This window comes from Halomonas sp. 328 (assembly GCF_015645095.1).
Taxonomy (GTDB): domain Bacteria; phylum Pseudomonadota; class Gammaproteobacteria; order Pseudomonadales; family Halomonadaceae; genus Bisbaumannia.
This window is the reverse complement of the sequence record NZ_JADOTW010000017.1, coordinates 1-24784: the sequence shown is the minus strand read 5'-3', so window position 1 is coordinate 24784 and position 24784 is coordinate 1. Positions and strand designations below refer to the sequence as shown.

Sequence of the window (24784 nt, the reverse complement as noted above, 5' to 3'; positions counted from 1 at the left end):
TCACTCTCGCCTCCCTGAAATGATGATCGAGCGGTGCAATACGCTAACCCGAACAATAATAATTATCAATCATCATGATGCGCCACCCAGTAAAAAGCCGGCCCCGCTTGGGGGCCGGCTCAGCTTGAAGCCTCGATCTGCGCTCGATCGCTCTTACAGCTTCTGCTCGAGTTCCGGCAGGGCCTGGAAGAGATCGGCCACGAGGCCGTAATCGGAAACCTGGAAGATCGGCGCCTCCTCGTCCTTGTTGATGGCGACGATCACCTTGGAGTCCTTCATCCCCGCCAGGTGCTGGATGGCACCACTGATGCCCACGGCGATATAGAGGTCCGGGGCGACGATCTTGCCGGTCTGGCCCACCTGCATGTCATTGGGCACGAAGCCGGCATCCACCGCGGCCCGGGACGCGCCGATGGCCGCGCCCAGCTTGTCGGCGATGCCGTCGAGCAGCTTGAAGTTCTCGCCGTTGCCCATGCCGCGGCCGCCGGAAATCACCACCCGGGCACTGCCCAGCTCGGGGCGGTCGGACTCGGCCAGGGCTTCTTTCACGAAGGTCGAGCGAGTGTTGTCGACCACGCTCTCCACGGCCTCGATGCTGGCGCCACCCGCCTCACCCACCGCATCGAAGGCGGTGGCGCGCACGGTGATCACCTTGAGGGCATCCTCGCTCTGCACGGTGGCGATGGCATTACCGGCGTAGATGGGGCGGCGGAAGGTATCGGCGCTCTCCACGGCGATGATCTCGGAGAGCTGGCCGACGTCCTTCAGCGCGGCGACGCGGGGCAGCACGTTCTTGCCGGTGGTGGAGGCCGCAGCCAATACATGACCATAGTCGCCGGCGAGCTCGACAAGCAGGTCGCCCAGGGGCTCGGCCAGCTGGTGGGCATAGACGGCGTGATCGGCGACGCGCACCTTGGCCACGCCATCGAGCTTGGCGGCGGCCTCGGCGATGGCGGCAACGCCTTCACCGGCCACCAGGACGTGGATATCGCCACCGATCTGCTTCGCGGCGGCGACCACATGGGCGGTGGCGCTGCTCAGCTGGCCGTCATGATGTTCGGCGAGTACCAGGATGCTCATGAAATCACCTTCGCTTCATTCTTCAGTTTTTCGACCAGCTCGTCCACGGAGCCCACCTTGATGCCGGCCTGACGCTCCGCCGGCGGCTCGACCTTGAGCAGCTTGACGCGGCCGGCGATGTCGACGCCGAGATCGGCCGGCGACTTGACGTCCAGCGGCTTCTTCTTGGCCTTCATGATGTCCGGCAGCTTGGCGTAGCGCGGCTCGTTCAGGCGCAGGTCGGTGGTGACGATGGCCGGCAGGGTCAACTCGACGGTCTGCAGGCCGCCATCGATCTCGCGGGTCACCTGGGCCTTGTCGTTCTCGATCACGACTTCCGAGGCGAAGGTGCCCTGGGGCAGGCCGGCGAGCGCCGCCAGCATCTGGCCCACCTGGTTGTTGTCGCTGTCAATGGCCTGCTTGCCGAGGATCACCAGCCCCGGCTGCTCCTCCTCGACCACCTTGGCCAATACCTTGGCGGCGGCCAGGGACTCGACGGGAACGTCGGTCTCCACATGAATGGCCCGGTCGGCCCCCAGGGCCAGGGCGGTGCGCAGCTGCTCCTGAGCCGCCTTGGGCCCCACGGTCACGGCCACCACCTCGGTCGCCACGCCCTTCTCCTTCAAGCGCACCGCCTCTTCCACGGCGATCTCGCAGAAGGGGTTCATGGCCATCTTGACGTTGGTGAGGTCGACGTCGGAGTGATCCGGCTTGACGCGGATCTTGACGTTGTAATCGATGACGCGTTTGACCGCGACGAGTACTTTCATGGTGTCCTCGCTTGGTTCAGGAAAGTCGAACCCGTGTGGTTAGAACCGGAGGGCTGGTTCTTGTAACCCTTCGTTAGATATTCGGTCGAGCGTTTGATAGGCCGCCCGGGTAAAGTGTTGTCAATCTGCCACAGCGGGCGGGGTGACGACAACGGCCGCGCCGCCCGGGAGGGCCCGGATCTCGCCTGGCCACCCTTCCGAGGTCGCCCTTGGTAGGGGTGTCTCGGAATTTCTATTATGCATATCATGGGCAAAGACTAGAAGCAAACGACCGTTTTAAATTACGCTGGACACACCACGACCTATCAAGGCCCGGCGGAATCCCGCACAATATCGGTCAGGCGACACGAGAAACGCCCCGGGGACAGTGACTTTACAAGCAACGCTGACGCCTCCCGACGCTGATGCAACGGCCATGGCCAGGGGCGCTGGGTTACCCGACGCATTCGAGGAGAGAACAAGGTGGAACAGGTAGAACGCGATTCGATGGAATTCGATGTGGTGATCGTCGGCGCCGGCCCCTCGGGCCTGTCGGCGGCCTGCCGGCTGATGCAGCAGGCCAATGACGCCGGTCAGGAACTGACGGTCTGCGTGGTGGAGAAGGGCTCGGAGGTGGGCGCCCATATCCTCTCCGGGGCGGTCTTCGAGCCCCGCGCCCTGGCCGAGCTCTTCCCCGACTGGCAGGAGCGCGGCGCGCCCCTGACCACCCCGGCCACCCGTGACGAGGTCTACCTGCTCAAGGATGCCGAGAAGGCATTGAGGCTGCCCAATGCCCTGGTGCCCAAGTCCATGCATAACACCGGCGGCGACCTGACACGTTACGTGATCAGCGCCGGCAACCTCTGCCGCTGGCTGGCCGAGCAGGCCGAGGGGCTGGGCGTGGAGATCTTCCCCGGCTTCGCCGCCCAGGAGGCGATCGTCGAGGACGGCGTGGTCAAGGGCATCCTGATCGGCGATATGGGCGTCGGCGCCGATGGCCAGCCCAAGGACGGCCATATGCCCGGCATGGAGCTGCGCGCCAAGTACACCCTCTTCGCCGAGGGCGCCCGGGGCCATATCGGCAAGCGCCTGATCCAGCAGTATGACCTGGCGGCCGGTCGCGATCCCCAGCACTACGGCATCGGCTTGAAGGAGCTGTGGGACATTCCCGCCGAACAGCACGAGCCCGGCCTGGTGCTGCACGGCTCCGGCTGGCCCCTGGACAAGTCCACCCATGGCGGTTGGTTCCTCTATCACGCCGAGAACCACCAGGTGGTGGTCGGCCTGATCATGGACCTCTCCTACCAGAATCCCTGGCTCTCGCCCTTCGACGAGTTCCAGCGCATGAAGCACCACCCGGTGCTGGCCAAGCACCTCTCCGGCGGCAAGCGGGTCGCCTATGGTGCCCGGGCCATCACCAAGGGCGGCCTCAACTGCCTGCCAAAGATGACCTTCCCCGGGGGCCTGTTGATCGGTTGCGACGCCGGCACCCTCAACTTCGCCAAGATCAAGGGCCTGCATACCGCCATGAAGTCGGGCCTGGTGGCCGCCGAGGCGGTCTTCGAGGCCATCGCCAAGGGCGACGAGGGCGGCCAGGAGCTCACCGCCTTCACCGAGAAATGGGAAGCCAGCTGGGCCTACGCCGAGCTCAAGGAATCCGCCAGCTTCGGCCCGGCGATCCACAAGTACGGCACCGTCGGCGGCGGCGCCTACAACTTCGTCAACCAGCTGCTCGGTGGCAAGCTGCCCAATGTCCACGACACCACCGAGGATCACGCCCGGCTCAAGCCGGCCAGCGAGTTCGAGAAGATCGACTACCCCAAGCCGGACGGCAAGCTCTCCTTCGACAAGCTCTCCTCGGTGTTCCTGTCGAACACCAACCACGAGGAGGATCAGCCCTGTCACCTGCGGCTCGCCGATCCCGAGCTGCCGATCCGCGACAACCTGCCCGAATACGCGGAGCCCGCCCAGCGCTACTGCCCGGCGGGGGTCTATGAGGTGGTCGAGGGCGACGACGGCAAGCCGCAGTTCCAGATCAACTTCCAGAACTGCGTGCACTGCAAGACCTGCGATATCAAGGACCCGGCCCAGAACATCACCTGGGTGGCGCCGGAAGGCGGCGGCGGGCCCAACTACCCGAATATGTAACCCGGCTTCGCCGGAAGGCGACGCAGGATAGCGCATCGGGAAAGGTTGGCGAGCGGGTTCGCCGGGATGCCGATGCCAAGCGAGCCGGCTAGCGCAAATCGACAGGGATGTCGATTTTGGCCGGCAAGAGGGACCTTGATCCGGCCTTGTGCGCGTCAGCCGGCTCGCGCAGCGTCGGGGTTTCGTCCCGGCGCGAAGCGAGCCCACCCTTCCCGATGCCCGCCGACACCATGTACAACGCCTCCCCGGCCAACACCCGGGGAGGCGTTGCTTTATCAGCGCTCGATGGGATGGTCGGGATCGCGGATCCACTCGCTCCAGGAACCCGCGTAGAGGCGCGGCAGGGGCCGCCCGGCCACGGCATAGGCGAGGATGTTATGGCAGGCGGTGACCCCGGAACCGCAGTAGGCCACCTCGGCCTCGGGCAGCGCCCGGGCCAGCGCCTCGGCGGGCCGGAAGCGCCCCTCGGCGGTCAGGTTGGCGGCGCTGGGGTGACAGCGGGCGCCGGGGATATGCCCCGCCACCGGGTCGATGGGCTCTTCCTCGCCGCGAAAGCGCGCCTCGCCTCGGGCATCCACCAGGCGCGGCGACTCGGTCAGAAGGGCGTCCGCGGTGACCCAGGCGCCATCGTCGAAAGACGGCGTCCAGTCGCTTGGCTCGAGCGGGAGCGCTTCGCTCTCCACCTCGATCTCCAAGACACCGCCGGCGGCCTGCCAGGCGGCCAGGCCACCATCCAGCACCCGCACCGCCGGATGCCCCGCCCAGCGGGCCAGCATCCACCAGGCCCGGGCCGCCGCCAGTTGGCCGCCCCTATCGTCATAGACCACCAGCGTCGCCTCGGGACCAAGGCCCAGCCGTTGCAGGCTGGCGGTGAAGGCGTCGCGGCTCGGCAGGGGGTGGCGACCGCCCTCCCCCGGCGGCGCCGCCAGGTCGCGATCCAGGTCCAGGTGCTGGCTGCCCGGCAGGTGGCCCTGCCGCCACAGGTGGCGCCCCGCCTCGGGGTCGCCCAGGCGGGCGCGACAGTCGAGGATGCGCAGCGGCGCCTGGCGTTCGATCAGGCCACGCAATTCGTCGGCGGTAATCAGCGGATAACTCATGCGGGGGCTCCGGGTAACCATTCGATGGGGGCACGGCGCGCGATCAGGCGCCGCCGGCCGGCCTGGGTAAAGCGTACCTCGATCACCGGGTCATGGGGCTCCCCCTCCACCACCAGCACCTCGCCCTCGCCGAAGACCGCATGGCGCAGGCGCTGACCGGGCCGCGGCGGCGCCTCGCCCCGGTAGTCGGCGGCGGGACTGGCCACGCCGGACGCCGCCGCTTCCAGGGGCAGCTCGATCCCCTGGCGACGCAGGTAGTCCGCCACCAGCGGCGCCGCGGCGACCGGCAACGGCTCGGTGATCGCCTGGGGCGCCGCCAGGGCCTCGGCCAGGCGATTGCACTGGGCCCAGTGGGTCTCGGCCAGGAAGCGGCTGGGCGGATGCGCCCCACCATCGTGGAGCAGCAGCAGCCGCTCCCTGGCCCGGGTGATGGCCACGTAGTAGAGGCGCCGCTCCTCCTCCAGGCGCGCCTCGTCGAGGGGGGTGTCGCGGCTGTAGTGGGGAAAGTCCTCCTCGTTGGCGCCCCATAGGGCGACGAGGGGCCACTCCAGACCCTTGGCGCCATGCACCGTGGTGATCAGCACCCCATCGTCGCGGTTCTCCACCGGGCTGCGCAGCAGGGCGATAAAGGCCTCCGGGTCGCTGCCCAGTTCGGCGGCCTGCTCCACCAGCACGTCCAGCAGGCGCACGTCCTCCTCGCCCTTCTCGCGGCGCGCCGCGGCGCGCTTGAGCACCTTCTCGGCATCCAGGCGCTCCACCACATGGGTCAAGAGGCGATCCGCCGGCCAGCGGCCCCGCTTCGGCAGGTCGCAGAGCAGCTCCCAGCGGCGCTTGAGGTTGCGCCGCTGGATCGGCTTGAGGCCGGCCAGCAGCGGGTCATGGCGTTCCGGGTAGGCCTGGGTCTCGGCCAGGTGACGCACCAGGGCATGGAGGCGCTCGTGGGGTACGAAGGGGGTCGGCTGGGCGAACAGCAGGGCCAGGCGCTCGGGATCACGCAGGTGGCGCCCGTCCCGGGCTACCTCCAGGTAACCGGCCAGGGCCTGCACCAGGGGCAGGCGAAAGACGAAGCGGTCCTCCCGGCTCAGCCGGAAGGGGATGCCGGCGCGCAGCAGCGCCAGTTGCACCGGCACCGAGAGGGCCCAGCTACGCACCAGCACGCAGGCCTCGTCGAGGCCGCGCCCCCCACCCTGCCAGTCGCCCAGGGCCTCCACCAGGCGGGCGCTGCCCTGGGCCAGGTCGAGGCGGGTTTGGGGGTTGTCCGGGGCCGCCAGGCAGAGCTGGTTCGGGCGGCGCCGGTTGGCGGCGATGGCGTGGTTGGCGGCCAGGGCCAGGGCATGGCCGTGGCGGAAGGTGGTAGAGAGCGGGTAGTCCCGGGCGGCACCGAAGGTGGCGGTGAAGTCCTCCAGCATGGTGTCCGGATGGGCGCCCCGCCACTCGTAGATGCACTGATTGGCGTCGCCCACCGCCATCACCGCCGCCCGGTCGCCGGCCAGCATCGCCAGCAGGCGCTGCTGGGCGGCGTTGATGTCCTGGTACTCGTCGATGATCACCTCGTCCAGGTAGCCCTGTACCCGGGCCTGGAGCCGCGGATCCGCCGCCAGCGCCGTCAGCGGCCGATAGAGCAGGTCGGCGTAGGTCATCTGGCCATGATCGGCGAGGAGCTGCTCGGCGTGGCCATAGGCGGCGACGAAGTGGCGCGTCTCGGGGCCCAGGGCGAGCCGCTCGTAGAGCCGCTCCGGGGCCACCAGTTCGGCCTTGACCAGCTCGCAGAAGTGACCGAAGGCCTCCAGGGTCTCCGGCTCCAGGGCGCCCTCCACCTCGGTGCCCTCCCCCAGGGCCTGGAGAGTGGCCTGGCGCAGCAGGCGCTCGCGCTGCCACTCCTGGGTCAGCAGCTGGCGGGGGGCCAGCACGCCCCAGCGGGTCAGGCTCTGGGTCAGTCGATGGCCCAGGGAGTGGAAGGTGCGCACGTCCGGCAGCCGCTGGCCGGCGGGGGCGTGGCGGGCCAGCTTGGCGGTGAAGTCCTCCCGCGCCGAGCGGTTGAACATCAGCACCAGCACTCGCTCCGGCGGCACGCCCCGGGCCAGCAGCTCGAGCACCCGCGCCACCAGGGTGGTGGTCTTGCCGGCCCCGGCCACGGCGGCGACCCGGGCATGCCCGCCCCGGTGGGCGACCACCGCCCGCTGCTCCTCGGTCAGTCGCATGCCACCTCGTTCCCCTCCGCGTCGAGACAGCCCAGGGGGTGCCAGTGACCGCCGCTGGTCAGCCCCAGGGCCAGGATCTCGCCCTGCCGGCGCTGCTCGGCGGCCTCCACCAGGCGATAGAAGAGGGGCCGATTGAGGCGCCCGCTCAGGCCATGGCGCAGGGCCAGCTCCGGCACCCGGGTGCCCTCGGGGGTCCGGCTCAGGCTCAGGGGGGTCTCGCCATCCAGGCGCACCCGCTCCCCCACCTGGGTGGTCAGCCACCAGTCGCCGCTCTCGTCCCGGTCGGCGTCGACGATCAGCAGCGGCCGATCCACCACCCGGATGCGCCACTTCTCCTCGGGGCTCACCAGGTAGTGGTGACCGTCCGCCTCGCGGCGCAGGATGCTGGCCAGCAGCCGCACCAGGGCCGCCCGGCGGATCGGCACCCCCTCATGGATCCAGTGTCCCTCGGCGTCGATGGTCAGGTCCATGTCGCCGCTCAGGGGCGGATCCCAGCGTTCCAGGGGCGGCGTCGAGCCCAGGGGCGCCAGATGGGCCAGCAGGGGTTCCAGGGACATGGGGCGGCTCCTTATATCAGGCCCGCCTGGGCCAGCGACTGGCGTACCTCGGCGGGGGCCTCCGGGGCGGCGGCGCGGAACAGCCGATAGAAGTTGGCGGTGGTCTGCATGGCCACCTCGTCGACGCTGATGCCGCGCTCGGCGGCGATCGCCTCGGCCACTTCCACCACCCACTGGGGCTCGTTGGGCTTGCCACGATGGGGCACCGGGGCCAGGTAGGGGCTGTCGGTCTCGATCAGCAGCCGGTCCAGGGGGATGCGCCGGGCCAGCTCGCGAATGGCGGTGGCGTTGCGGAAGGTGACGATGCCGGAGAGCGACACATAGAAGCCATGGCGCACCGCCTCCCGGGCCATGTCCAGGTCCTCGGTGAAGCAGTGCAGCACGCCGCCCACCGCCGGATCCACCTCGTCGCGGATCAGCGCCAGGGTATCCTCCCGGGCCTCCCGGGTATGGATGATCACCGGCAGCTCCAGCTCCCGGGCCGCCACCAGGTGGCGGCGAAAGCGCTCGAGCTGCAGTTCCCGGGAGGGCACCTTGTCCGGGGTCTTGTCCAGGTAGTGGTAATCGAGGCCGGTCTCGCCGATGGCCACGGCGCCAAAGCGCTCGGCGCACTCGACGATATCGCTCACCTCGGGCTCGCGCTCGACGCCGTGCAGCGGGTGCACGCCGGCGGAGATCACCACGTCGTCGTGGGCGCGGGCGATCTCGGCGATGCCCGGCACCTCGTCGAGGGTCACGGCGATGGCCAGGAACTGACGCACGTCCCGGGCCCGGGCGGCGTCCAGGGCGGCATTCAGGTCGCCGTCGTGGGCGCTCAGGTCGAGGCGGTCGAGATGGCAGTGGGAATCAACAAACATGGGAAAACACCGAAGAGAAAAATCCTATCGCGCCGACGATAAGCGGCGGGCGATAACCAGTAATGAGGCGCTGCTAGCCACTCGTTGACAGGGCTAGAGCGTATAGGTCGGGGCGCCCTTGTCGAGCTGGCCGGCCAGGTGGGTCTCGATGCGGTCGCGCACCGCCTGGTCCTCGGCGCGGAAGTGCACGCCGATGCCCGGCACCCGGCGCCCACTGACCCCCGGGGGCGAGATCCACACCACCTGGCCGGTGACCGGCAGGCGCTCGCTCTCGCCGGGCAGGGTCAGCAGCAGGAAGACCTCCTGCCCCAGCTCGTAGCGCTCCTTGGTGGGCACGAAGATACCGCCCCGCTCCAGGGAGGGCATATAGGCCGACAGCAGGGTCGGCACATCATGAATCGTCAACGACAGGGCCTTCTGTCCACTCATGGCACGCCTCCGGCAGGGCAGGAAATCAGGAACGCAGCAGCGCCGACCAGCGAATCAGCCAGGCCTCCAGGGCCAGTTGGGGATTGGGGTTACCGCCGCTGACCACCAGGCGCCGCTGTTCTCGAGCGTAGTCCAGCAGGCGGAACCAGTCCTGCACCCGGGCGTTCTTGACCGCCTGGCGATAGAGGGCTAGCAGATCCGGGTTGCGCAGGCGCCGCTCATCCCCGGAGAGGCCGAAGCGAATCAGGTCCTCGAGCCAGTCGATACCATACCACAGCAGCTGCTCCAGCGGATGACCGCCCAGCCGGGTCGCCTCCGCCACCGGCTCGGCGCCGCGCACCAGGGCGTCGAAGGCCTCGTGGAGGTCCTGGCGCAGGGTGCGGGCCTCGGGGGCGGCCAGTTGACGCGCCAGCAGGGGCGCACCACCCGCCACCCGCAGCCAGAACTCGGCCTGCTGCGGGTCGCCGAGCTCCCGGCCCAGCCACTCCCGGGCCGGCGCCGCCTCCGGCAACCCCAGGGCGAGCTGCTGACAGCGGGAGCGGATGGTTGGCAGGATCCGCGACGGCACTTCCGCCAGCAGGATAAAGAGGGTACGGCCCCCCGGCTCCTCCAGGCTCTTGAGCAGGGCATTGGCGGCGGCCAGGTTCATGGCCTCCGCCGGGGCCAGCACGATCACCCGGTAGCCGCCCTGCTGGGCGGTCTGGGTCACGAAGGCGTTGACCTCGCGAATCGCATCGATGCGGATCAACCGGCTCTTCTCGGCGGGGCTCACGCGCAACAGGTCGGGGTGGTAGCCGGAGGCCAGCATGGCGCAGCCATGACACTCGCCGCAGGCGACCTCCCCCGGTGACTGACAGAGGCTACGCGCCACCAGGGCCTCGGCGAGGGCCTCGCCGCCTACCCCGGGCACCCCGGCCAGGAGCAGCGCATGGGGCAGGCGCCCGGCATCCTGGCGCTCGACCAGGCCACGCCAGAGCGTCTGCTGCCAGGGCAGGGGCCGGGGCATCAACGCCATGTCGCCACCTCGGCTTCCAGGCGTTCGAGGAGATCGGCCTGGACCCGCTCCAGGGGACGGGCGGCATCGATCACCGCGATGCGTTCCGGTTCCGCCTCGGCCCGGGCCAGGTAGCCCCGACGCACCCGCTCGAAGAAGGCACCGCGCTCCTGCTCGAAGCGATCCCGCTCTTCCCCCTGGGCCGCCAGGCGGCTCGCCAGGCGCGCCTGGGAGGCGGCCAGCGGCATATCCAGCAGGAGGGTCAGGTCGGGGCGCAGCTCGCCCTGCACCAGCCGTTCGAGGACGGCGATCTGGGCGATATCGCCGCCGCGGCCGGCCCCCTGGTAGGCATAGGTGGCGTCGGTGAAACGGTCGCAGAGCACCCAGGCGCCGCGTTCCAGGGCCGGGCGGATCTTGCGCGCCAGGTGCTGGGCCCGGGCGGCGAAGACCAGCAGCAGCTCGGCCTCATCACACAGGGGATCGTCGCCATCCGCGGCCAGCAGCAGCTCGCGGATGCGCTCGGCGCCGGGGGTGCCACCAGGCTCCCGGGTGGCCACCACCTCGATGCCCCGGGCCTCCAGCCAGGTGCGGATCAGGGCGCCATTGGTGGTCTTGCCGACCCCCTCGCCGCCCTCCAGGGTGATAAAGCGTCCGCGCCTCGACATACGGGCTCCTTGGCTGAGTGTCTACGATGTTACCGGTTGCGGATATAACGGTTCACCGCGTTGTTGTGCTCGCGCAGGGTGCGTGAGAAATGATGGGTGCCGTCACCCCGGGAGACGAAATAAAGGGTCTCGCCGGGCAGCGGATCCACCGCCGCCTCCAGGGACGCTCGTCCCGGCATGGCGATGGGGGTGGGTGGCATGCCATCGATCACATAGGTGTTGTAGGGGGTCGCCTCGCGCAGGTCGGCGCGGGTGATGCGCCCGTCATAACGCTCGCCCATGCCATAGATCACGGTGGGGTCGGTCTGCAGGCGCATGCCCCGCTCCATGCGTCGCTTGAAGACCCCGGCGATCTCGCGACGCTCCTCCGGCGCCCCGGTCTCCCGCTCGATCAGGGAAGCCATGATCAGCGCCTCGTAGGGGGAGTCGATGGTCAGGCCATCGACCCGCTCGGCCCAGACCTCCTCGAGGATGGTTTCCATGCGGCGATGGGCCTGGCGCAGGATCTCCAGGTCGCTGAGCCCCTTGTGGTAGCGGTAGGTATCGGGGAAGAACCAACCCTCGGGGTGTTCCCCCTCGCGCCCCATCAGGGCCATGATCTCGTCGTCGCCAAGCTCGGCGGTCTCCTGGGCGAGCTTGGGCGCCTCGGCCAGGGCCTGACGCAGCTGGCGGAAGGTCCAGCCCTCGGGAATGGTCAAGGGGTAGGTGACCACCCGATCGCTACCCAGCAGGTCGATCAGCTCGCGGCCGCTCATGCCCGGCTCGAGCAGGTACTCGCCGACCCGCAGCCGGGGCACGCTCTCCGGCTCCAGCCGGGTGAGCAGCCGAAAGGCCCATTCGTCGGCGATGATCTCGCGGGCGGCGAGCTCGCTGACCACCCGCTGGTAGCCGGCGCCCCGGGGCACCTCATAGAGGGTCGGCTCCTCGACTGCGATGGGCGCCGCGAGCCGACTCTGCCAATACTGATGGCCTCCTGCCAGCAGGGCCGCACCCAGCACCAGCAGGATCACCAGAAATTTCACCACACGCATGCAAGACACCTCGAACAGATGGGCAGAGATCAGGGAACGGGATAGCCCAGCAGCGGGTGAGCCAGGGCCGGCAATTCCCGCAACGCCGCCCCCGGGGACCAGCGTTTGAGGCAGCGGCCATCGGCGGCATCGAGCCGGGTCAGCGGCCAGACCCCCTGGACGGAGTTGAGCAGCCACACCGCCTCGGCCTGCTCCAGCACCTCGGGCCCGACGCTCACCCGGGCGATGGGATGGCGCTCATGGAGCTCGGCGAGCAGGGTCCCGGCCACGCCGCAGCGGCTCAGGTCCGGGGTCTCGAGCCGACTGCCCCGCCGCCACACCAGGTTCATGCAGGTCGCCTCCACCAGCCGGCCGTCACTGTCGCAGAGGAGCCCCTCGGCGATGGCCGGGTCCGACCACTCGCCCCGGGCCAGGACATTCTCCAGCCGGTTGAGGTGCTTGAGCCCCGCCAGGGCTGGTTGAATGCCCAGGCGCAACGCGCAGTGGCGCACTCGCACCCCGGCCCAGTGCTCGGGACGGGGGGCGAAGTCAGAGAGCTGCCAGCGCAGCCGCGGGCTGGGCGTCTCGGGCGCCAGGTAGCCGCGCCCACCCCCGCCCCGGGTGACGATCAGCTTGAGCACCTTGAGGCCGGGACCGGCCTGGGCGGGCAGGGCCGCCAGGCCTTCGGGCATGGGGAAGCCGAGCCGCGCACAGCCCCGCGCCAGGCGCGCCAGGTGGGCCTCCCAGAGCAGCGGCCGGCCGTCGCGCACCAGCACCGTCTCGAAGAGACCGTCGCCATAGGCGAGCCCCCGGTCATCCAGGGGCAGCGGAGCCCGGGCATCTTCCCACATGACGTCCCCTAGACGCGGGTGAAGACCAGGGAGCCATTGGTGCCGCCGAAGCCGAAGGAGTTGGACAGGGCCACCTCGATGCGCTTCTCCTGGGCACTATGGGGCACATAGTTGAGCACGCAGCCCTCCTGGGGGTTATCCAGGTTGATGGTCGGCGGCGCCACCTGGTCACGGATCGCCAGGATACTGAACACCGCCTCCACTGCCCCGGCGGCTCCCAGCAGGTGACCAATCATCGACTTGGTGGAGCTCACCGCCACCGATTTGGCGGCGTCCCCCATCACCTGCTCCACGGCACGACTCTCGGCCAGGTCTCCGGCCGGGGTGGAGGTGCCGTGGGCATTGATGTAGTCGATGCGCGAGGCATCGATACCGGCATCCAGGATGGCGTTGCGCATGGACGCCGCCGCGCCGCGACCGTCCTCCGGCGGCGCCGTCATGTGGTAGGCGTCGTCGCTCATGCCGAAGCCGGCCACCTCGGCATAGATGGTGGCGCCACGCGCCTTGGCGTGCTCGTAGTCTTCCAGCACCAGCACCCCGGCGCCGTCGGAGAGCACGAAGCCATCCCGGTCACGATCCCAGGGGCGGCTGGCGGCCTGGGGATCGTCGTTGCGGGTCGAGAGCGCCCGGGCCGCGGAGAAGCCGCCCAGCCCCAGGGGGGTGGTGGCCATCTCGGCGCCGCCGCAGATCATCACGTCGGCATCGCCGTAGGCGATGGTGCGCGCCCCATAGCCGATGTTATGGGTCCCGGTGGTGCAGGCGGTGGTGATGGCGATATTGGGGCCCTGGAAGCCATGCTGGATGGCCAGGTTGCCGGAAATCATGTTGATGATGGAGCCCGGCACGAAGAAGGGCGAGATGCGCCGCGCACCGCCCTTGTTGAGGGCATTATGGTTGTGCTCGATCATCGGCAGGCCGCCGATGCCGGAGCCGATGGCCACACCGATGCGGTGGGCATTGGCCTCGCTGCACTCGATGCCGGCATCCTCGATGGCCTGGGCCCCAGCGGCGATGCCGTACTGGATAAACAGGTCCATCTTGCGGGCATCCTTGGGGTTCATGTAAGGACTCACGTCGAAGTCCTTGACCGATCCCCCGAAGCGGGTATTGAAACCGCTCACATCGAAGTGCTCGATGGGGGCGATCCCGCTCTTGCCGGCGACGATATTGTCCCAGCTCTCCTTGACGCTGTTACCTACGGGTGTCACCAGACCGAGCCCGGTCACCACGACCCTTCTACGAGGCATCTGCTTTCCTCCAGACGTGTTGGGTGGCACGGCCAAGACGCTACTACCGGCAGCGTGCCGCATCTGCGCGCATTATACCCGACCATCGTCCCGCATGGGATGGGGAGTCGTACCGAGGCGCGGGCAGAGCACAAAAACGCGCGGGAGCCGCCCTGAGATTCAGGACGGCTCCCGCGACGAAGCCTGACGGGGCTCCGTTACGCCGCGACGAAGGCGGCACGCCCAGGCTTACTGGTGGGCGTTGACGTAGTCGATCGCTTCCTGAACGGTAGTGATCTTCTCGGCTTCTTCGTCGGGGATTTCGGTGTCGAATTCCTCTTCGAGCGCCATCACCAGTTCCACGGTGTCCAGGGAGTCGGCACCCAGGTCTTCGGTGAAAGAAGAAGTGTTCTGGATATCTTCTTCCTTGACGTTCAGGCGCTCGGCCACAACCTTCTTCACGCGCTCTTCGATAGTGCTCATTCTCAAGTCACTCCAATCGTTCAAATAAGCCGCACGGAACCCCGTACGAAATCCGCAAGCGAAGCTGCGGGGTAGTTTATAGACCGCACCTGAGGGACGCAACAGATGCGTCCCCCGGATGGATCAGCGCATATTCATCCCGCCGTTGACCTGCAGGGTCTCGCCGGTGATATAGCCCGCCGCCTCGCTGGTCAGAAAGCCCACGGCGGCGGCGATCTCCTCGGGCTGGCCGAGCCGGCCGAGGGGAATCTGGGTGAGCAGGGCCTCATGCTGTGCTTCGGGCAGGGCCTCGGTCATGTCGGTGGCGATAAAGCCCGGGGCCACCGAGTTGACGGTGATGGCGCGGCTCGCCACCTCCCGAGCCAGGGCGCGGGCGAAGCCCTCCATGCCGGCCTTGGCGGCGGCATAGTTGGCCTGCCCCAGGTTACCCATGGTGGCCACCACCGAACTGATGTTGACGATGCGACCGAAGCGCGCCTTGGTCATGCCGCGCAGGCACGCCTTGCTGACCCGGTAGACCGACTTGAGGTTGGCGTCCATCACCGCATCCCACTCGTCTTCCTTCATGCGCATCAGCAGGTTGTCGCGGGTGATGCCGGCGTTGTTGACCAGGATGGTGGGCGCCCCATAGGTCTCGTTGATCGCCTTGATCACCCCATCGACGCTGGCCGGATCGGTCACGTCCAGGCACAGGCCCGTGCCCTCGATGCCCTGAGCCTTCAGGTCGGCGGCGATCTTCTCGGCGCCCGCCTCGCTGGTGGCAGTACCGATCACGATGCGCCCCTGGCGGCCCAGCTCATGGGCGATGGCACGACCGATGCCGCGACTGGCGCCGGTCACCAGGGCAATTCTGCGTTCGCTCGTCATAATCAATCCTGAAAAAGTTTGAGTCCGTAGTGGTCGAGGGATCAGCCGGCCAGCTCGCGAGCCAGCTCGAGGGCCGTATCCAGGCTGTCCGGGTCATTGATGGCGACCCCCTTGCTGCCCCGCACGATGCGCTTGCCGAGACCGGTCAGCACCTTGCCGGGGCCACACTCCACGAACAGCTCGGCGCCCTCGCCGGCCATCGCCTCGATGCACTCGGTCCAGCGCACCGGGCGATAAAGCTGCTCCACCAGGCGAGTGCGCAGGCTGTCCAGGTCATCGTGGGCCCGAGCGTCCACGTTCTGCACCACCGTATAGCGCGGCGCGCGCAGCTCGATGGCCTCCATGGCCGCGGCCAGGCGCTCGGCGGCGGGACGCATCAGCTCGCAGTGGGAAGGTACCGACACCGGCAGTGGCAGGGCGCGCTTGGCACCGGCCTCCTGACACAGGGCGATGGCCCGCTCCACCGCGGCCTTGGCCCCGGCGATCACCACCTGACCGGGCGCATTATAGTTGACCGCGGCCACCACGCCAGCGCCGGAGGCTTCCCGGCAGGCCGCCTCAACGGCGGCATTCTCCAGGCCCAGCACCGCGGCCATGGCCCCCTCGCCGGCGGGCACCGCTTCCTGCATCGCCTCGCCGCGCAGACGCACCAGCTTGATGCCCTCGGCGAAGGTCATCACCCCGGCACAGACCATGGCGCTGTATTCGCCCAGGCTATGACCGGCCATGGCACCGGGGCGCGGGCCTTCCAGCTCCTGCCAGACCCGCCAGGTGGCGACGCTGGAGGCCAGCAGGGCCGGCTGGGTGCAGGCGGTGGCATTGAGGGCCTCGGCGGGCCCCTCCTGCACCACATGCCAGAGGTCGTAGCCGAGGGCCTCCGAGGCCTCCTCGAAGGTGGTACGTACCACGCTGTAGCGCTCGGCCAGTTCCCGCAGCATGCCGACCTGCTGGGAACCCTGCCCGGGGAAGACGAGGGCCAAGGATTGGGTCATGACTATCACCTTTACGTATTTTATTCGTCGATTCAGCAGGTTCCGATCCCGCTATCGTCTCGACCGCCCGCGGCCGAGACGATAGCCGACCGCCCACCCGGATCGGTCAAGCCCGATGGCCTCCCAGGGCCCGCTCCAGATGCCCCGGCAACTCACGGCGCCCCTCTTCGACGGCCCGCGCCACCGCATAGGCGAAGCCCTCGGCACTGGCACTACCGTGACTCTTGACCACGATCCCCTTCAGGCCCAGCAGGCTGGCCCCATTGTAGCGCACCGGATCGAGCTCATTCTTGAGCTGGCGCAGGGCCGGGCGCGCCAGGGCCGCCACCAGGCGCCCGCTCCAGCGCGCCTCGAAGGCCCGCTGCACCCGCTCCACCAGGAGCCTGGCCAGCCCCTCGCTGGCCTTGAGCACCGCGTTGCCCACGAAGCCGTCGCAGACCACCACGTCGACCTCGCCGGCGAAGATATCACCGCCCTCGACGAAGCCGCGGTAATCCAGCCCCGCCAGCTCGCGCAGCCGGGCGTCCGCCTCGCGCACGCTGGCCGGCCCCTTGGTGCCCTCCACGCCCACGTTGAGCAGGGCCACCCGAGGAGCGGCCAGCCCATCGATACAGCGCGCCATGGCCTCGCCGAGGCGGGCGAAGTCTACCAAGCGCGCCGCCGGCGCATCCACGTTGGCGCCCAGGTCGAGCAGGTAGCAGTGGCCACCACGCCGCGTCGGGATGGCGGTGCTGATGGCAGGGCGCGGAATCCCGGCCACCATGCCCAGCTCACGCCGCGCCAGGGCCATCAGGGCCCCGGTATTGCCGGCGCTGACTCCGGCGTCGGCCCGCCCCTGGGCCACCCACTCCAACATCATGGCCAGGCTGGTGTCGCGGGGCGCACGCAGGGCCACCGAAGGCCGCATGGCCTGGTCGATCACATGGGGGGAGTGACAAAGGGAGAGGCGCGCCTGGTATTGGGCCAGTCGCCTGGGCAGGGCATCGAGCTCCGCAGCGAGTTGCTGCTCGGGCCCGAACAGGGAAACTTCGAGGGCGGGGTTGGCCGCCAGGGCCAGGGCCGCCCCCTGCACGGTGGCACGGGGACCCAGGTCCCCGCCCATCGCATCGATGGCGAGTCTCACGCCCGGGCGTCGAGCGTCGCCAAGGATGACGCCGACTTAAGCGTCGACGACCTTGCGGCCACGGTAGAAGCCGTCCGGGGAGACGTGGTGGCGCAGGTGAGTGGTACCGGTTTCCTTGTCCTGGGACAGGGCCGGGGCGCTCAGGGCGTCGTGGCTACGACGCATGCCGCGCTTGGAACGGGTCTTGCGGTTCTGTTGGACAGCCATGGGTGTATCACTCCAGAGTGCTTCGTCAATGAAATCAGTGTTTGCCTTTCAGGGTGCGCAACACCTCGAAAGGACTGGCAGCAGGCTTTTCCGAGGCCTCGGAGTCCGCCCCGCTGGTCAGCTGGTCGCGAGAGACGCGACACTGCGTCTCGTCGTGGTAAACCACCTGGGGCAGGCTCAGGAGGAGTTCATCCTCGACCACCGTCAGGAGGTTCAGCTGTTCGTTCTCCACCAGGACCGGCTCGAGGTAGCCGGGCAGGTTCGCCGCCTGGGCGTCGCTGCTGACCACCCCCAGCTGGAAATGGCTCTCGACCCGGGTCGCCATCGGCGTCAGGCAACGCCGACACGGCAGGCTGACCTCGGCCTCGAGCCAGCCTTCGATGGTACGCCGCCCCTGAGGGTCGATGGCGAAGTCGAGGCGCACCTGGCAGTGCCCCGTCTGGGGCCCCGCCTCGTCCACCAGGCGTAGCAAGGCATCCAGCGCCAGCTGGCCCTGGAGGCTTTCGCCATTGGCGGCCAGCCGGTGCGGCTCGACCTGTCGGGGGAGTTGAGTCTTGGACATAGGCGCGCAATGATAGGCACTCCCCCCGCCCCTGTCAAAGCGCGTATTGCCGCCTATCGGACCTTTGCGGCCAATTCGCCATGGGGCGGTCATGCCCCGCCATGATGGAGCCCCTATGACGCGCCTGGTTCTGGCCTCGCAATCCCGCTGGCGTCGCCAGCTGCTCGACCGCCTGCAACTGCCCTATGCCTGGGCCACCCCCGATATCGACGAGACACCGCGTCCCGGCGAGTCCCCCCAGGCCCTGGTGCATCGCCTGTCGCTGGCCAAGGCCAGCCGCCTGGCCGATGACTACCCGAGCCACCTGATCATCGGCTCCGACCAGGTGGCCCTGTTCGATGGCGAGATCCTCGGCAAGCCCGCCGACGAGGCCGCCGCCCGGGCTCAGCTGGCACGCTTCTCCGGGCATCGCGTGCGTTTCCTGACCGGCCTGGCCCTGCTCGACACCGCCGCCGGCCGCCACTGGGTCTGCCACGAACCCTTCGACGTGCACTTCCGACGCCTCAGCGAGACGGAGATCGCCACCTATGTCGAGCGCGAGCGCCCGCTGGAGTGCGCCGGCAGCTTCCGCATGGAGGGCCTGGGCATCACCCTCTTCGAGCGCCTGGAGGGCGACGACCCCAACAGCCTGATCGGCCTGCCGCTGATCCGCCTCTGCGCCCTGCTACGGGAAGCAGGCCTCGATCCGCTCGGCTAAAGCCTAAAAGCTGGAAGCTGGATAGCCGCCTAATGTGAATCGCCCCCATGGCAAGGCCATGGGGGCGATGTTTCTTCCAGCGTCAAGCTTAAGGCTTCAAGCTCCGGACGCAGTCCGGGCGGTTAGTGGAGTTGGTAGCGCAACGGCGACTGGGTGGTGGGCAGGCCGACCCACTCGGCGGCGACACGGCCGAAGTGCCGGGTCAGGCGCTCGAAGGGGTCCAGCCGCGGAGTGTAGTCCTGCATCCGCTCTATACCCATCTCCCGAGCCAGGCCATCGAGGCTCTGCAAGCCATCCACCAGCCCCAGCTCGACGCCCTGCTCGCCGCTCCACACCAGGCCGGAGAAGAGTCGCGGATCGTCACCCAGGCGCTCGCCGCGCCCCTCCCGCACCGCCTCGATAAATTGCCAGTGAGTGGTCTCCAGCACCTCCTGCCAGAAGCGTGCCTGCTCCGGGGCGATGGCCGAGAACGGGTCGAGGAAGGCCTTGTTGTCCCCCGCGGCGAAGACCCGCCGCTCCACCCCCAGGCGATCGATGGCCTCCTCCAGCCCGAAACTGGCGAAGATCACCCCGATGGAGCCCACCAGGCTGGCCGGGGCGGCATAGATCTCGTCAGCGGCGGCGGCAATATAATAGGCCCCGCTGGCACCAATATCCTCGATCACGGCGAAGACCGGCTTGTCGCCCTGAGCACGCAGGCGACGGATCTCCTCGTAGATGCGCTGGGACTGCACCGGACTCCCCCCGGGACTGTCGATGCGCAGCACCACCGCCGCCGCGGACTCCGCCCGCCAGGCCCGGTTAAGCCCCTCGATGATCCGCTCGGCACTGGCCGGCGAGTCGCTGTCGATCACCCCCTTGACCTCCACCACCCCCAGATGGCGCTCGGTGACCGCCGACGGCTGGCCGGCGATAAAGAGCCCATAGAGGGTGGTACCCAGGGAGGCGAGGATCAGCGCCGCGAAGAAGAAGCGGAAGAACAGCGTCCAGCGTCGCGAGCGACGCTGCTCCGCCAGCACGCCGCCCACCCAGCGGTCGAGCATCTCCACCTGGGCCAGGCGCTGGCGCTCGCGCAGGGTTTCGGCATCCTCGCCGGAGGGCGCGGCACCGTCGCCGCTCGCCCCTCGCGGCGGCGGCGCCTCGCCGGGCTTGATCTCCGGCCCCTGGGTCCAGCGGTCATCGGGCTTGTCATCGCTCATGGCATCCTGCTCCTCAATCAACGACTCACTGGTGCAACCAGTCGATCAGCGCCTCGAAGCGCTCGGCCACGAAGGTGGGTCGGCTCGCCGCCAGCCGCTCCGGGGCATGCACCCCGTAGGTGACCGCCACGCGATCCATCCCCAGGGCCCGGGCCATCTCCAGGTCATACTCGGTATCCCCCACCATCAGCGCCTCCTCCACCGGCACCATCAGTTCCGCCAGCAGTTCCTCGAGCATCAAGGGGTGAGGCTTGGAGCGGGTCTCGTCGGCGGTGCGGCTGGCATGGAACCAGGCGCCGCTGCCGTTGGCGGCGAACACCCGATTCAGGCCACGCCGACTCTTGCCGGTGGCTACCGCCAGGCGCTGTTCGGCGCGGCCGCGCAGCCGCGCGATGCCGTCCTCGACCCCGGGAAAGAAGGCCATGGGAGCCTGGTCGGCGGCGACGAAATGGTGGGTATAGCGCTCGCGCAGGCGTTCGGCCTGGTCGGCGGCGATGCCCGGACACATCCTGGCGATCGCCTCCGGCAGCCCCAGGCCGATGATATCGCGAACGCTCTCGGCGGAAAGCTCGCCCCAGCCGGCATCCCGGGCCGCCGCCTGCATGCAGCCGACGATCCGCGACTCCGAGTCCATCAGGGTGCCATCCCAGTCGAAAATAATCAGTCGATAACGCATGGAATCCTCGATTCAGGAGAGGCGGCGGGCGCGGCTCAGCACCGTCTCCAGCTCGTCCCCCAGGGGCGCCTTGATCTGCACCGGGCGCCCGCTGGTGGGCTCGGGGAAGGTCAGGGCCGCGGCGTGCAGGAAGAGTCGTCCCAGCCCCAGGCGCCGCGCCAGCACCGCCCCCTCCCGGGAGCCGTACTTGTCGTCACCCAGCAGCGGATGGCCAGCATGGGCGGCGTGCACGCGAATCTGGTGGGTGCGCCCGGTGACCGGCTCGGCCTCCACCAGGGTCGCGCCGGCGAAGGCCTCGCGCACCGCGAAGCGAGTCCGCGACACCTTGCCTTCCGGGTCGACCCGCACCCGCCGCTCGCCGTTGCCCGCCTCATAGCGGTCGAGCCGTGCACTGACGAAATCGCGCCGCGCCGGCCAGCGCCCGGCCACCAGGGCCAGGTACTGCTTGTCCATCTGGCGCTGCTTGAGGGCGTTGTTGAGGGAGAGCAGCGCCGGGCGCGACTTGGCCAGCAGCAGGCAGCCGGAGGTGTCGCGATCCAGGCGATGCACCAGCTCCAGGAAGTCGAGATCCTCGCGCACCTGGCGCAGCGCCTCGATCAGGCCGATCTTGACCCCGCTGCCGCCATGCACGGCGAGCCCCGACGGCTTGTTGATCACCAGCCAGTCGCGCCCCTCGAGCAGCACGTTACCGGCCAGCAGGTTGCGCAGGCTCTCGCTGACCTCGCGCACCGCCTCCTCCGGGGCCAGACGCAGCGGCGGAATGCGTACCACGTCACCCAGGGCCAGGCGATAGTCCGCCTTGACCCGCTTCTTGTTGACCCTCACCTCACCCTTGCGCACGATGCGATAGACCAGGGTCTTGGGGGCCCCCTTGAGGCGGGTACGCAGGAAATTATCGATGCGCTGACCCACCTGGCCCTCGGCGACTTCCACCCACTGCACCTCGCGCCCTTCGGCCATGCACTCTACTCCTGTCGAACCCGTGGAAAACCCCTAGTCTACCGCACTCCCGGGCCGCTGAGGTCAATTGCTGCACCCCCCTATTGCTGTTATATTCCGAAGTCGCTCAGATGGGCGACAAGCGCCCGGCGATTGCGCCTGCCTCATCGACACGCAGGCCCGAGCGACGGATCGAGTGACCGCGATGCCGCCACGGCGACATCTCGGCACCGAATAGCGAAAGAACAGAATTGCAACGCCACGCCCGCCCCGGCCGTTCACTTCCTGGCATGGAATGGCGACCGGGCACGGGAGTTAACAACAGCGTGCCGAAGGCCGGCGTTGGCGAATCGATGAATGCCAGGTGTTGGTGGTGACCGCGGAACCGGATGAGACGACCTCACCGAGACATGTTCCGCCTCCACCCCGTACTCAACATGGTCATGCCGTACCGGCGGCGCTACAAGGCTCCGGTAAGGCCGGGCGCACACGCATCCGCGACATGCGCTGAGCACAAGCACGCTGCACCCAGCGGTTCGTCGACGCCGTTGCTCGAGGGCTGCCTACCGGCACGCCCCAACAAGCGAGACGACATGAAACGGATGCTCATCAACGCGACCCAGCCCGAAGAGCTGCGCGTCGCCCTGGTCGATGGACAACGCCTCTACGATCTGGACATCGAATCCGGTGCCCGGGAACAGAAGAAAGCCAATATCTACCGCGGCAAGATCACCCGCGTCGAACCCTCCCTGGAAGCCGCCTTCGTCGATTTCGGCGCCGAGCGTCACGGCTTCCTGCCCCTCAAGGAAATCTCCCGGGACTACTTCGTCAAGGAAGCGTCCGGCCGCCCCAGCATCAAGGAGGTGCTGAAGGAGGGCCAGGAAGTGATCGTCCAGGTCGACAAGGAGGAGCGTGGCAACAAGGGCGCCGCCCTGACCACCTTTATCTCCCTGGCCGGCCGTTTCCTGGTGCTGATGCCCAACAACCCCCGGGCCGGCGGTATCTCCCGTCGCATCGAGGGCGAGGAGCGCAGCCAGCTCAAGGAAGCCATGGGCCAGCTGACGCTGCCGGACAAGATGGGCGTGATCGTGCGCACCGCCGGGATCGGCCGCTCCGCCGAGGAGCTGCAGTGGGACCTGGACTACCTGGTGCAGGTATGGGAATCGATCACCGAGGAGGCCGGCAAACGCCCCGCCCCCTTCCTGATCTACCGGGAATCCAACGTCATCATCCGCGCCATGCGCGACTACCTGCGCCAGGACATCGGCGAGGTACTGATCGACAGCGAGACGATCCACCAGGAGGCGCTGGGCTTCATCCGCCAGGTGATGCCCTCCTACCAGCAGAAGATCAAGCTCTACGCCGACGAAGTGCCGCTCTTCTCGCGCTTCCAGATCGAGTCGCAGATCGAGACCGCCTATGAGCGGGAAGTGAAGCTGCCCTCCGGCGGCTCCATCGTCATCGACCACACCGAGGCGCTGGTCTCCATCGACATCAACTCCGCCCGGGCCACCCGCGGCAGCGATATCGAGGAGACCGCCCTGCAGACCAACCTGGAGGCGGCCGACGAGATCGCTCGCCAGCTGCGCCTGCGGGATATCGGCGGCCTGGTGGTGATCGACTTCATCGACATGAGTCCGGCGCGCAACCAGCGCGAGGTCGAGAATCGCATGCGCGACGCCCTCAAGCTGGATCGCGCCCGGGTGCAGATCGGCCGCATCTCCCGCTTCGGCCTGATGGAGATGTCGCGCCAGCGCCTGCGCCCCTCCCTGGGCGAGACCAGCGGCGTGGTCTGCCCGCGCTGTAACGGCCAGGGCACCATCCGCGACGTGCGCTCCCTGTCGCTCTCCATCATGCGTCTGATCGAAGAAGAGGCGATGAAGGAGCGCAGCGCCCAGATCCGCGCCATCCTGCCGGTGCCGGTGGCCACCTACCTGCTCAACGAGAAGCGCAAGGTGCTGGCGGATATCGAGCGCCGTCAGGACGTCCAGGTGGTGCTGCTGCCCAACCCGGAGATGGACACCCCCCACTACGATGTCCAGCGCCTGCGCGACGACCACCTGAGCGAGCAGGACGACAGCGGCAAGTCGAGCTTCGAGCTCTCCACCGACACCGAGGTGGGCAAGGAGCCGGATCCCTCCTTCGAGAAGCCGGCACCCCGCGTCGAGGCCGCGGTCAAGAGCGTGACCCATAACGCCCCGGCCCCAGCCTCCCTGCGCGAAGAGCCGAGCACCCCGGAGCCGGCCAAGCCCCAGGCTCAGCCGGCGCCCCAGGCCCCGCCCAAACCTCAGGCGGCCCCCGCCGAGAGCGGCGGCCTGATTTCCCGCCTGGTCAAGGGGCTGGGCAAGCTGCTGGGTGGCGAAGCCGAGAGTCGCGACGCCGGCCAGACCAAGCCACCGGCCAAGCGCGACGACTCCCAGGCCCGCCAGGACAATCGCGGCGACCGCCAGCCCCGCGGCGGCAACCGTCGGGGTCGCCAGGGCCAGGAGAGCCGTCAGCCCCAGGACGGTCGTGGCCGCCAGGCTCAGGACGGGCGTCAGGAGCGCCGCCAGGACGATAACCGCCGCCAGGCTCAGGACGGCGACAACCGCCGCGACGAGGGTCGCCGGGATAACCGCCGCGGCGGGCGCGGTGAGGCGGAATCGCGCCAGGACAACCGAGGGGGCCGCGGTCGTGGCCGCCAGGAGGACAACCGTCAGGACAACCGTCAGGACAACCGTCAGGACAACCGTCAGGACAACCGTCGCCAGGGCGGGGACGCCCGCCCCGGTCGCGACGGCGGCAAGCCGGACGCCAAGGCCGACGCCCCCAAGGCCGCTCGGCCCCAGGAGACGGCCCAGGACAAGCCTCAGGAGAAGGTCGAGAGTAGCGGCGAGCCCAAGCGTATCCGCAACAACCCACGCCAGCGCTCCCGCCAGCACGCCATCAACCCCCAGGCCGAGGCCGAGCAGCAGAAACTGCTGGCCCAGGCGCAACAGGAAGGCGAGCAGGCCGAACCCAAGCCCGAGGCGCCGAAGCAAGACGTCAAGCCGGAGGCCAAGGCCCAAGATGTGAAGGCCGAGGCGCCCAAGCAGCCCGAGGCGAAGCAAGAGCCTAAGCCGGAGGCCAAGGCCCAAGATGTGAAGGCCGAAGCGCCCAAGCAGCCCGAGGCGAAGCAAGAAGCCAAGCCGGAGGCCAAGGCCCAAGACGTGAAGGC

24 protein-coding genes are annotated in these 24784 nt (G+C 68.7%); 3 read left to right on the top strand and 21 right to left on the bottom strand.

What is annotated here, in order from left to right; genetic code table 11:
* Positions 1–153 precede the first annotated feature (153 nt).
* Positions 154–1080, bottom strand: a complete 927-nt coding sequence (locus tag IHD13_RS10135; RefSeq protein WP_195860929.1) for an electron transfer flavoprotein subunit alpha/FixB family protein — start codon at positions 1078–1080, stop codon at positions 154–156.
* Positions 1077–1829 (bottom strand): electron transfer flavoprotein subunit beta/FixA family protein, encoded by a 753-nt coding sequence (locus IHD13_RS10130; RefSeq protein ID WP_195860928.1) that lies wholly within the window; start codon positions 1827–1829, stop codon positions 1077–1079. The genes IHD13_RS10135 and IHD13_RS10130 overlap by 4 nt, the downstream gene beginning before the upstream one ends.
* A 462-nt stretch (positions 1830–2291) precedes the next feature.
* On the opposite strand from IHD13_RS10130, the gene IHD13_RS10125 reads away from it, so the two are divergent.
* Entirely contained in the window at positions 2292–3956 is a 1665-nt protein-coding gene (locus tag IHD13_RS10125) for an electron transfer flavoprotein-ubiquinone oxidoreductase (RefSeq protein WP_195860927.1), read from the top strand.
* A gap of 275 nt (positions 3957–4231) precedes the next feature.
* Here IHD13_RS10125 and IHD13_RS10120 read toward each other — a convergent pair whose 3' ends face one another.
* The 16 genes from IHD13_RS10120 to IHD13_RS10045 form a co-directional block, all read right to left on the bottom strand.
* Entirely contained in the window at positions 4232–5053 is an 822-nt protein-coding gene (locus IHD13_RS10120; RefSeq protein WP_195860926.1) for a sulfurtransferase, read from the bottom strand.
* Positions 5050–7254, bottom strand: coding sequence for an ATP-dependent helicase (locus IHD13_RS10115; protein ID WP_195860925.1), 2205 nt, complete (start codon positions 7252–7254; stop codon positions 5050–5052). Before IHD13_RS10115 ends, IHD13_RS10120 begins: the two co-directional genes overlap by 4 nt.
* Positions 7245–7811, bottom strand: a complete 567-nt coding sequence (locus IHD13_RS10110) for a DUF1285 domain-containing protein (RefSeq protein WP_195860924.1) — start codon at positions 7809–7811, stop codon at positions 7245–7247. The genes IHD13_RS10115 and IHD13_RS10110 overlap by 10 nt, the downstream gene beginning before the upstream one ends.
* Before the next feature lie 11 nt (positions 7812–7822).
* Complete coding sequence (locus tag IHD13_RS10105) at positions 7823–8668, bottom strand: TatD family hydrolase (protein WP_195860923.1); 846 nt, start codon at positions 8666–8668, stop codon at positions 7823–7825.
* A 93-nt stretch (positions 8669–8761) separates the two neighbouring features.
* Positions 8762–9097 carry a PilZ domain-containing protein gene (locus IHD13_RS10100; RefSeq protein ID WP_195860922.1) on the bottom strand — a complete coding sequence of 112 codons (336 nt, stop codon included), beginning with the start codon at positions 9095–9097 and terminating at the stop codon, positions 8762–8764.
* Positions 9098–9122: 25 nt separating this feature from the next.
* On the bottom strand, positions 9123–10112 hold the full coding sequence (locus IHD13_RS10095) for a DNA polymerase III subunit delta' (protein WP_195860921.1): 990 nt from the start codon (positions 10110–10112) through the stop codon (positions 9123–9125).
* A complete protein-coding gene (tmk, locus tag IHD13_RS10090; protein WP_195860920.1) occupies positions 10103–10756 on the bottom strand; it encodes a dTMP kinase in 654 nt (217 codons plus the stop codon). The genes IHD13_RS10095 and tmk overlap by 10 nt, the downstream gene beginning before the upstream one ends.
* A gap of 29 nt (positions 10757–10785) precedes the next feature.
* Complete coding sequence (gene mltG, locus IHD13_RS10085; RefSeq protein ID WP_195860919.1) at positions 10786–11787, bottom strand: endolytic transglycosylase MltG; 1002 nt, start codon at positions 11785–11787, stop codon at positions 10786–10788.
* 29 nt (positions 11788–11816) lie between these two features.
* Entirely contained in the window at positions 11817–12617 is an 801-nt protein-coding gene (pabC, locus tag IHD13_RS10080; protein ID WP_195860918.1) for an aminodeoxychorismate lyase, read from the bottom strand.
* An 8-nt stretch (positions 12618–12625) separates the two neighbouring features.
* Positions 12626–13864 carry a beta-ketoacyl-ACP synthase II gene (gene fabF, locus IHD13_RS10075; RefSeq protein WP_195860917.1) on the bottom strand — a complete coding sequence of 413 codons (1239 nt, stop codon included), beginning with the start codon at positions 13862–13864 and terminating at the stop codon, positions 12626–12628.
* Positions 13865–14092: 228 nt separating this feature from the next.
* The gene (gene acpP, locus IHD13_RS10070) at positions 14093–14326 is read right to left on the bottom strand and encodes an acyl carrier protein (protein WP_016414620.1); all 234 of its coding nucleotides are present in this window, start codon (positions 14324–14326) and stop codon (positions 14093–14095) included.
* 123 nt (positions 14327–14449) lie between these two features.
* Complete coding sequence (fabG, locus tag IHD13_RS10065; protein ID WP_195860916.1) at positions 14450–15193, bottom strand: 3-oxoacyl-ACP reductase FabG; 744 nt, start codon at positions 15191–15193, stop codon at positions 14450–14452.
* 41 nt (positions 15194–15234) lie between these two features.
* Entirely contained in the window at positions 15235–16185 is a 951-nt protein-coding gene (fabD, locus tag IHD13_RS10060) for an ACP S-malonyltransferase (protein WP_195860915.1), read from the bottom strand.
* 106 nt (positions 16186–16291) lie between these two features.
* A complete protein-coding gene (gene plsX, locus IHD13_RS10055; RefSeq protein ID WP_195860914.1) occupies positions 16292–17308 on the bottom strand; it encodes a phosphate acyltransferase PlsX in 1017 nt (338 codons plus the stop codon).
* Between the two features lie 36 nt (positions 17309–17344).
* Positions 17345–17515, bottom strand: coding sequence for a 50S ribosomal protein L32 (gene rpmF, locus IHD13_RS10050; protein ID WP_023005526.1), 171 nt, complete (start codon positions 17513–17515; stop codon positions 17345–17347).
* A gap of 34 nt (positions 17516–17549) precedes the next feature.
* The gene (locus tag IHD13_RS10045; RefSeq protein ID WP_195860913.1) at positions 17550–18077 is read right to left on the bottom strand and encodes a YceD family protein; all 528 of its coding nucleotides are present in this window, start codon (positions 18075–18077) and stop codon (positions 17550–17552) included.
* 115 nt (positions 18078–18192) lie between these two features.
* Between IHD13_RS10045 and IHD13_RS10040 the strand changes: the two genes are divergently transcribed.
* The gene (locus IHD13_RS10040; RefSeq protein WP_195860912.1) at positions 18193–18774 is read left to right on the top strand and encodes a Maf family protein; all 582 of its coding nucleotides are present in this window, start codon (positions 18193–18195) and stop codon (positions 18772–18774) included.
* A 122-nt stretch (positions 18775–18896) separates the two neighbouring features.
* Here IHD13_RS10040 and sppA read toward each other — a convergent pair whose 3' ends face one another.
* The 3 genes from sppA to rluC are packed head-to-tail and all read right to left on the bottom strand — an operon-like array spanning position 18897 to position 21609.
* Positions 18897–19973 (bottom strand): signal peptide peptidase SppA, encoded by a 1077-nt coding sequence (gene sppA, locus IHD13_RS10035; protein WP_195860911.1) that lies wholly within the window; start codon positions 19971–19973, stop codon positions 18897–18899.
* A gap of 25 nt (positions 19974–19998) precedes the next feature.
* Positions 19999–20649 (bottom strand): HAD family hydrolase, encoded by a 651-nt coding sequence (locus tag IHD13_RS10030; protein ID WP_195860910.1) that lies wholly within the window; start codon positions 20647–20649, stop codon positions 19999–20001.
* A 12-nt stretch (positions 20650–20661) separates the two neighbouring features.
* Positions 20662–21609 (bottom strand): 23S rRNA pseudouridine(955/2504/2580) synthase RluC, encoded by a 948-nt coding sequence (gene rluC / locus IHD13_RS10025; RefSeq protein ID WP_195860909.1) that lies wholly within the window; start codon positions 21607–21609, stop codon positions 20662–20664.
* Positions 21610–22181: 572 nt separating this feature from the next.
* On the opposite strand from rluC, the gene rne reads away from it, so the two are divergent.
* Positions 22182–24784, top strand: a 2603-nt coding sequence (rne, locus tag IHD13_RS10020) for a ribonuclease E (RefSeq protein WP_195860908.1), incomplete at its 3' end; no start/stop codon positions are given.

Excerpts from the sequence above, each read along its gene's own strand:
- IHD13_RS10135 (WP_195860929.1), bottom strand. The coding sequence starts at position 1,080 with ATGAGCATCCTGGTACTCGCCGAACATCATGACGGCCAGCTGAGCAGC.
- IHD13_RS10130 (WP_195860928.1), bottom strand. The coding sequence starts at position 1,829 with ATGAAAGTACTCGTCGCGGTCAAACGCGTCATCGATTACAACGTCAAG.
- IHD13_RS10120 (WP_195860926.1), bottom strand. The coding sequence starts at position 5,053 with ATGAGTTATCCGCTGATTACCGCCGACGAATTGCGTGGCCTGATCGAA.
- IHD13_RS10115 (WP_195860925.1), bottom strand. The coding sequence starts at position 7,254 with ATGCGACTGACCGAGGAGCAGCGGGCGGTGGTCGCCCACCGGGGCGGG.
- IHD13_RS10110 (WP_195860924.1), bottom strand. The coding sequence starts at position 7,811 with ATGTCCCTGGAACCCCTGCTGGCCCATCTGGCGCCCCTGGGCTCGACG.
- IHD13_RS10105 (WP_195860923.1), bottom strand. The coding sequence starts at position 8,668 with ATGTTTGTTGATTCCCACTGCCATCTCGACCGCCTCGACCTGAGCGCC.
- IHD13_RS10100 (WP_195860922.1), bottom strand. The coding sequence starts at position 9,097 with ATGAGTGGACAGAAGGCCCTGTCGTTGACGATTCATGATGTGCCGACC.
- IHD13_RS10095 (WP_195860921.1), bottom strand. The coding sequence starts at position 10,112 with ATGGCGTTGATGCCCCGGCCCCTGCCCTGGCAGCAGACGCTCTGGCGT.
- tmk (WP_195860920.1), bottom strand. The coding sequence starts at position 10,756 with ATGTCGAGGCGCGGACGCTTTATCACCCTGGAGGGCGGCGAGGGGGTC.
- mltG (WP_195860919.1), bottom strand. The coding sequence starts at position 11,787 with ATGCGTGTGGTGAAATTTCTGGTGATCCTGCTGGTGCTGGGTGCGGCC.
- pabC (WP_195860918.1), bottom strand. The coding sequence starts at position 12,617 with ATGTGGGAAGATGCCCGGGCTCCGCTGCCCCTGGATGACCGGGGGCTC.
- fabF (WP_195860917.1), bottom strand. The coding sequence starts at position 13,864 with ATGCCTCGTAGAAGGGTCGTGGTGACCGGGCTCGGTCTGGTGACACCC.
- acpP (WP_016414620.1), bottom strand. The coding sequence starts at position 14,326 with ATGAGCACTATCGAAGAGCGCGTGAAGAAGGTTGTGGCCGAGCGCCTG.
- fabG (WP_195860916.1), bottom strand. The coding sequence starts at position 15,193 with ATGACGAGCGAACGCAGAATTGCCCTGGTGACCGGCGCCAGTCGCGGC.
- fabD (WP_195860915.1), bottom strand. The coding sequence starts at position 16,185 with ATGACCCAATCCTTGGCCCTCGTCTTCCCCGGGCAGGGTTCCCAGCAG.
- rpmF (WP_023005526.1), bottom strand. The coding sequence starts at position 17,515 with ATGGCTGTCCAACAGAACCGCAAGACCCGTTCCAAGCGCGGCATGCGT.
- IHD13_RS10045 (WP_195860913.1), bottom strand. The coding sequence starts at position 18,077 with ATGTCCAAGACTCAACTCCCCCGACAGGTCGAGCCGCACCGGCTGGCC.
- IHD13_RS10040 (WP_195860912.1), top strand. The coding sequence starts at position 18,193 with ATGACGCGCCTGGTTCTGGCCTCGCAATCCCGCTGGCGTCGCCAGCTG.
- sppA (WP_195860911.1), bottom strand. The coding sequence starts at position 19,973 with ATGAGCGATGACAAGCCCGATGACCGCTGGACCCAGGGGCCGGAGATC.
- IHD13_RS10030 (WP_195860910.1), bottom strand. The coding sequence starts at position 20,649 with ATGCGTTATCGACTGATTATTTTCGACTGGGATGGCACCCTGATGGAC.
- rluC (WP_195860909.1), bottom strand. The coding sequence starts at position 21,609 with ATGGCCGAAGGGCGCGAGGTGCAGTGGGTGGAAGTCGCCGAGGGCCAG.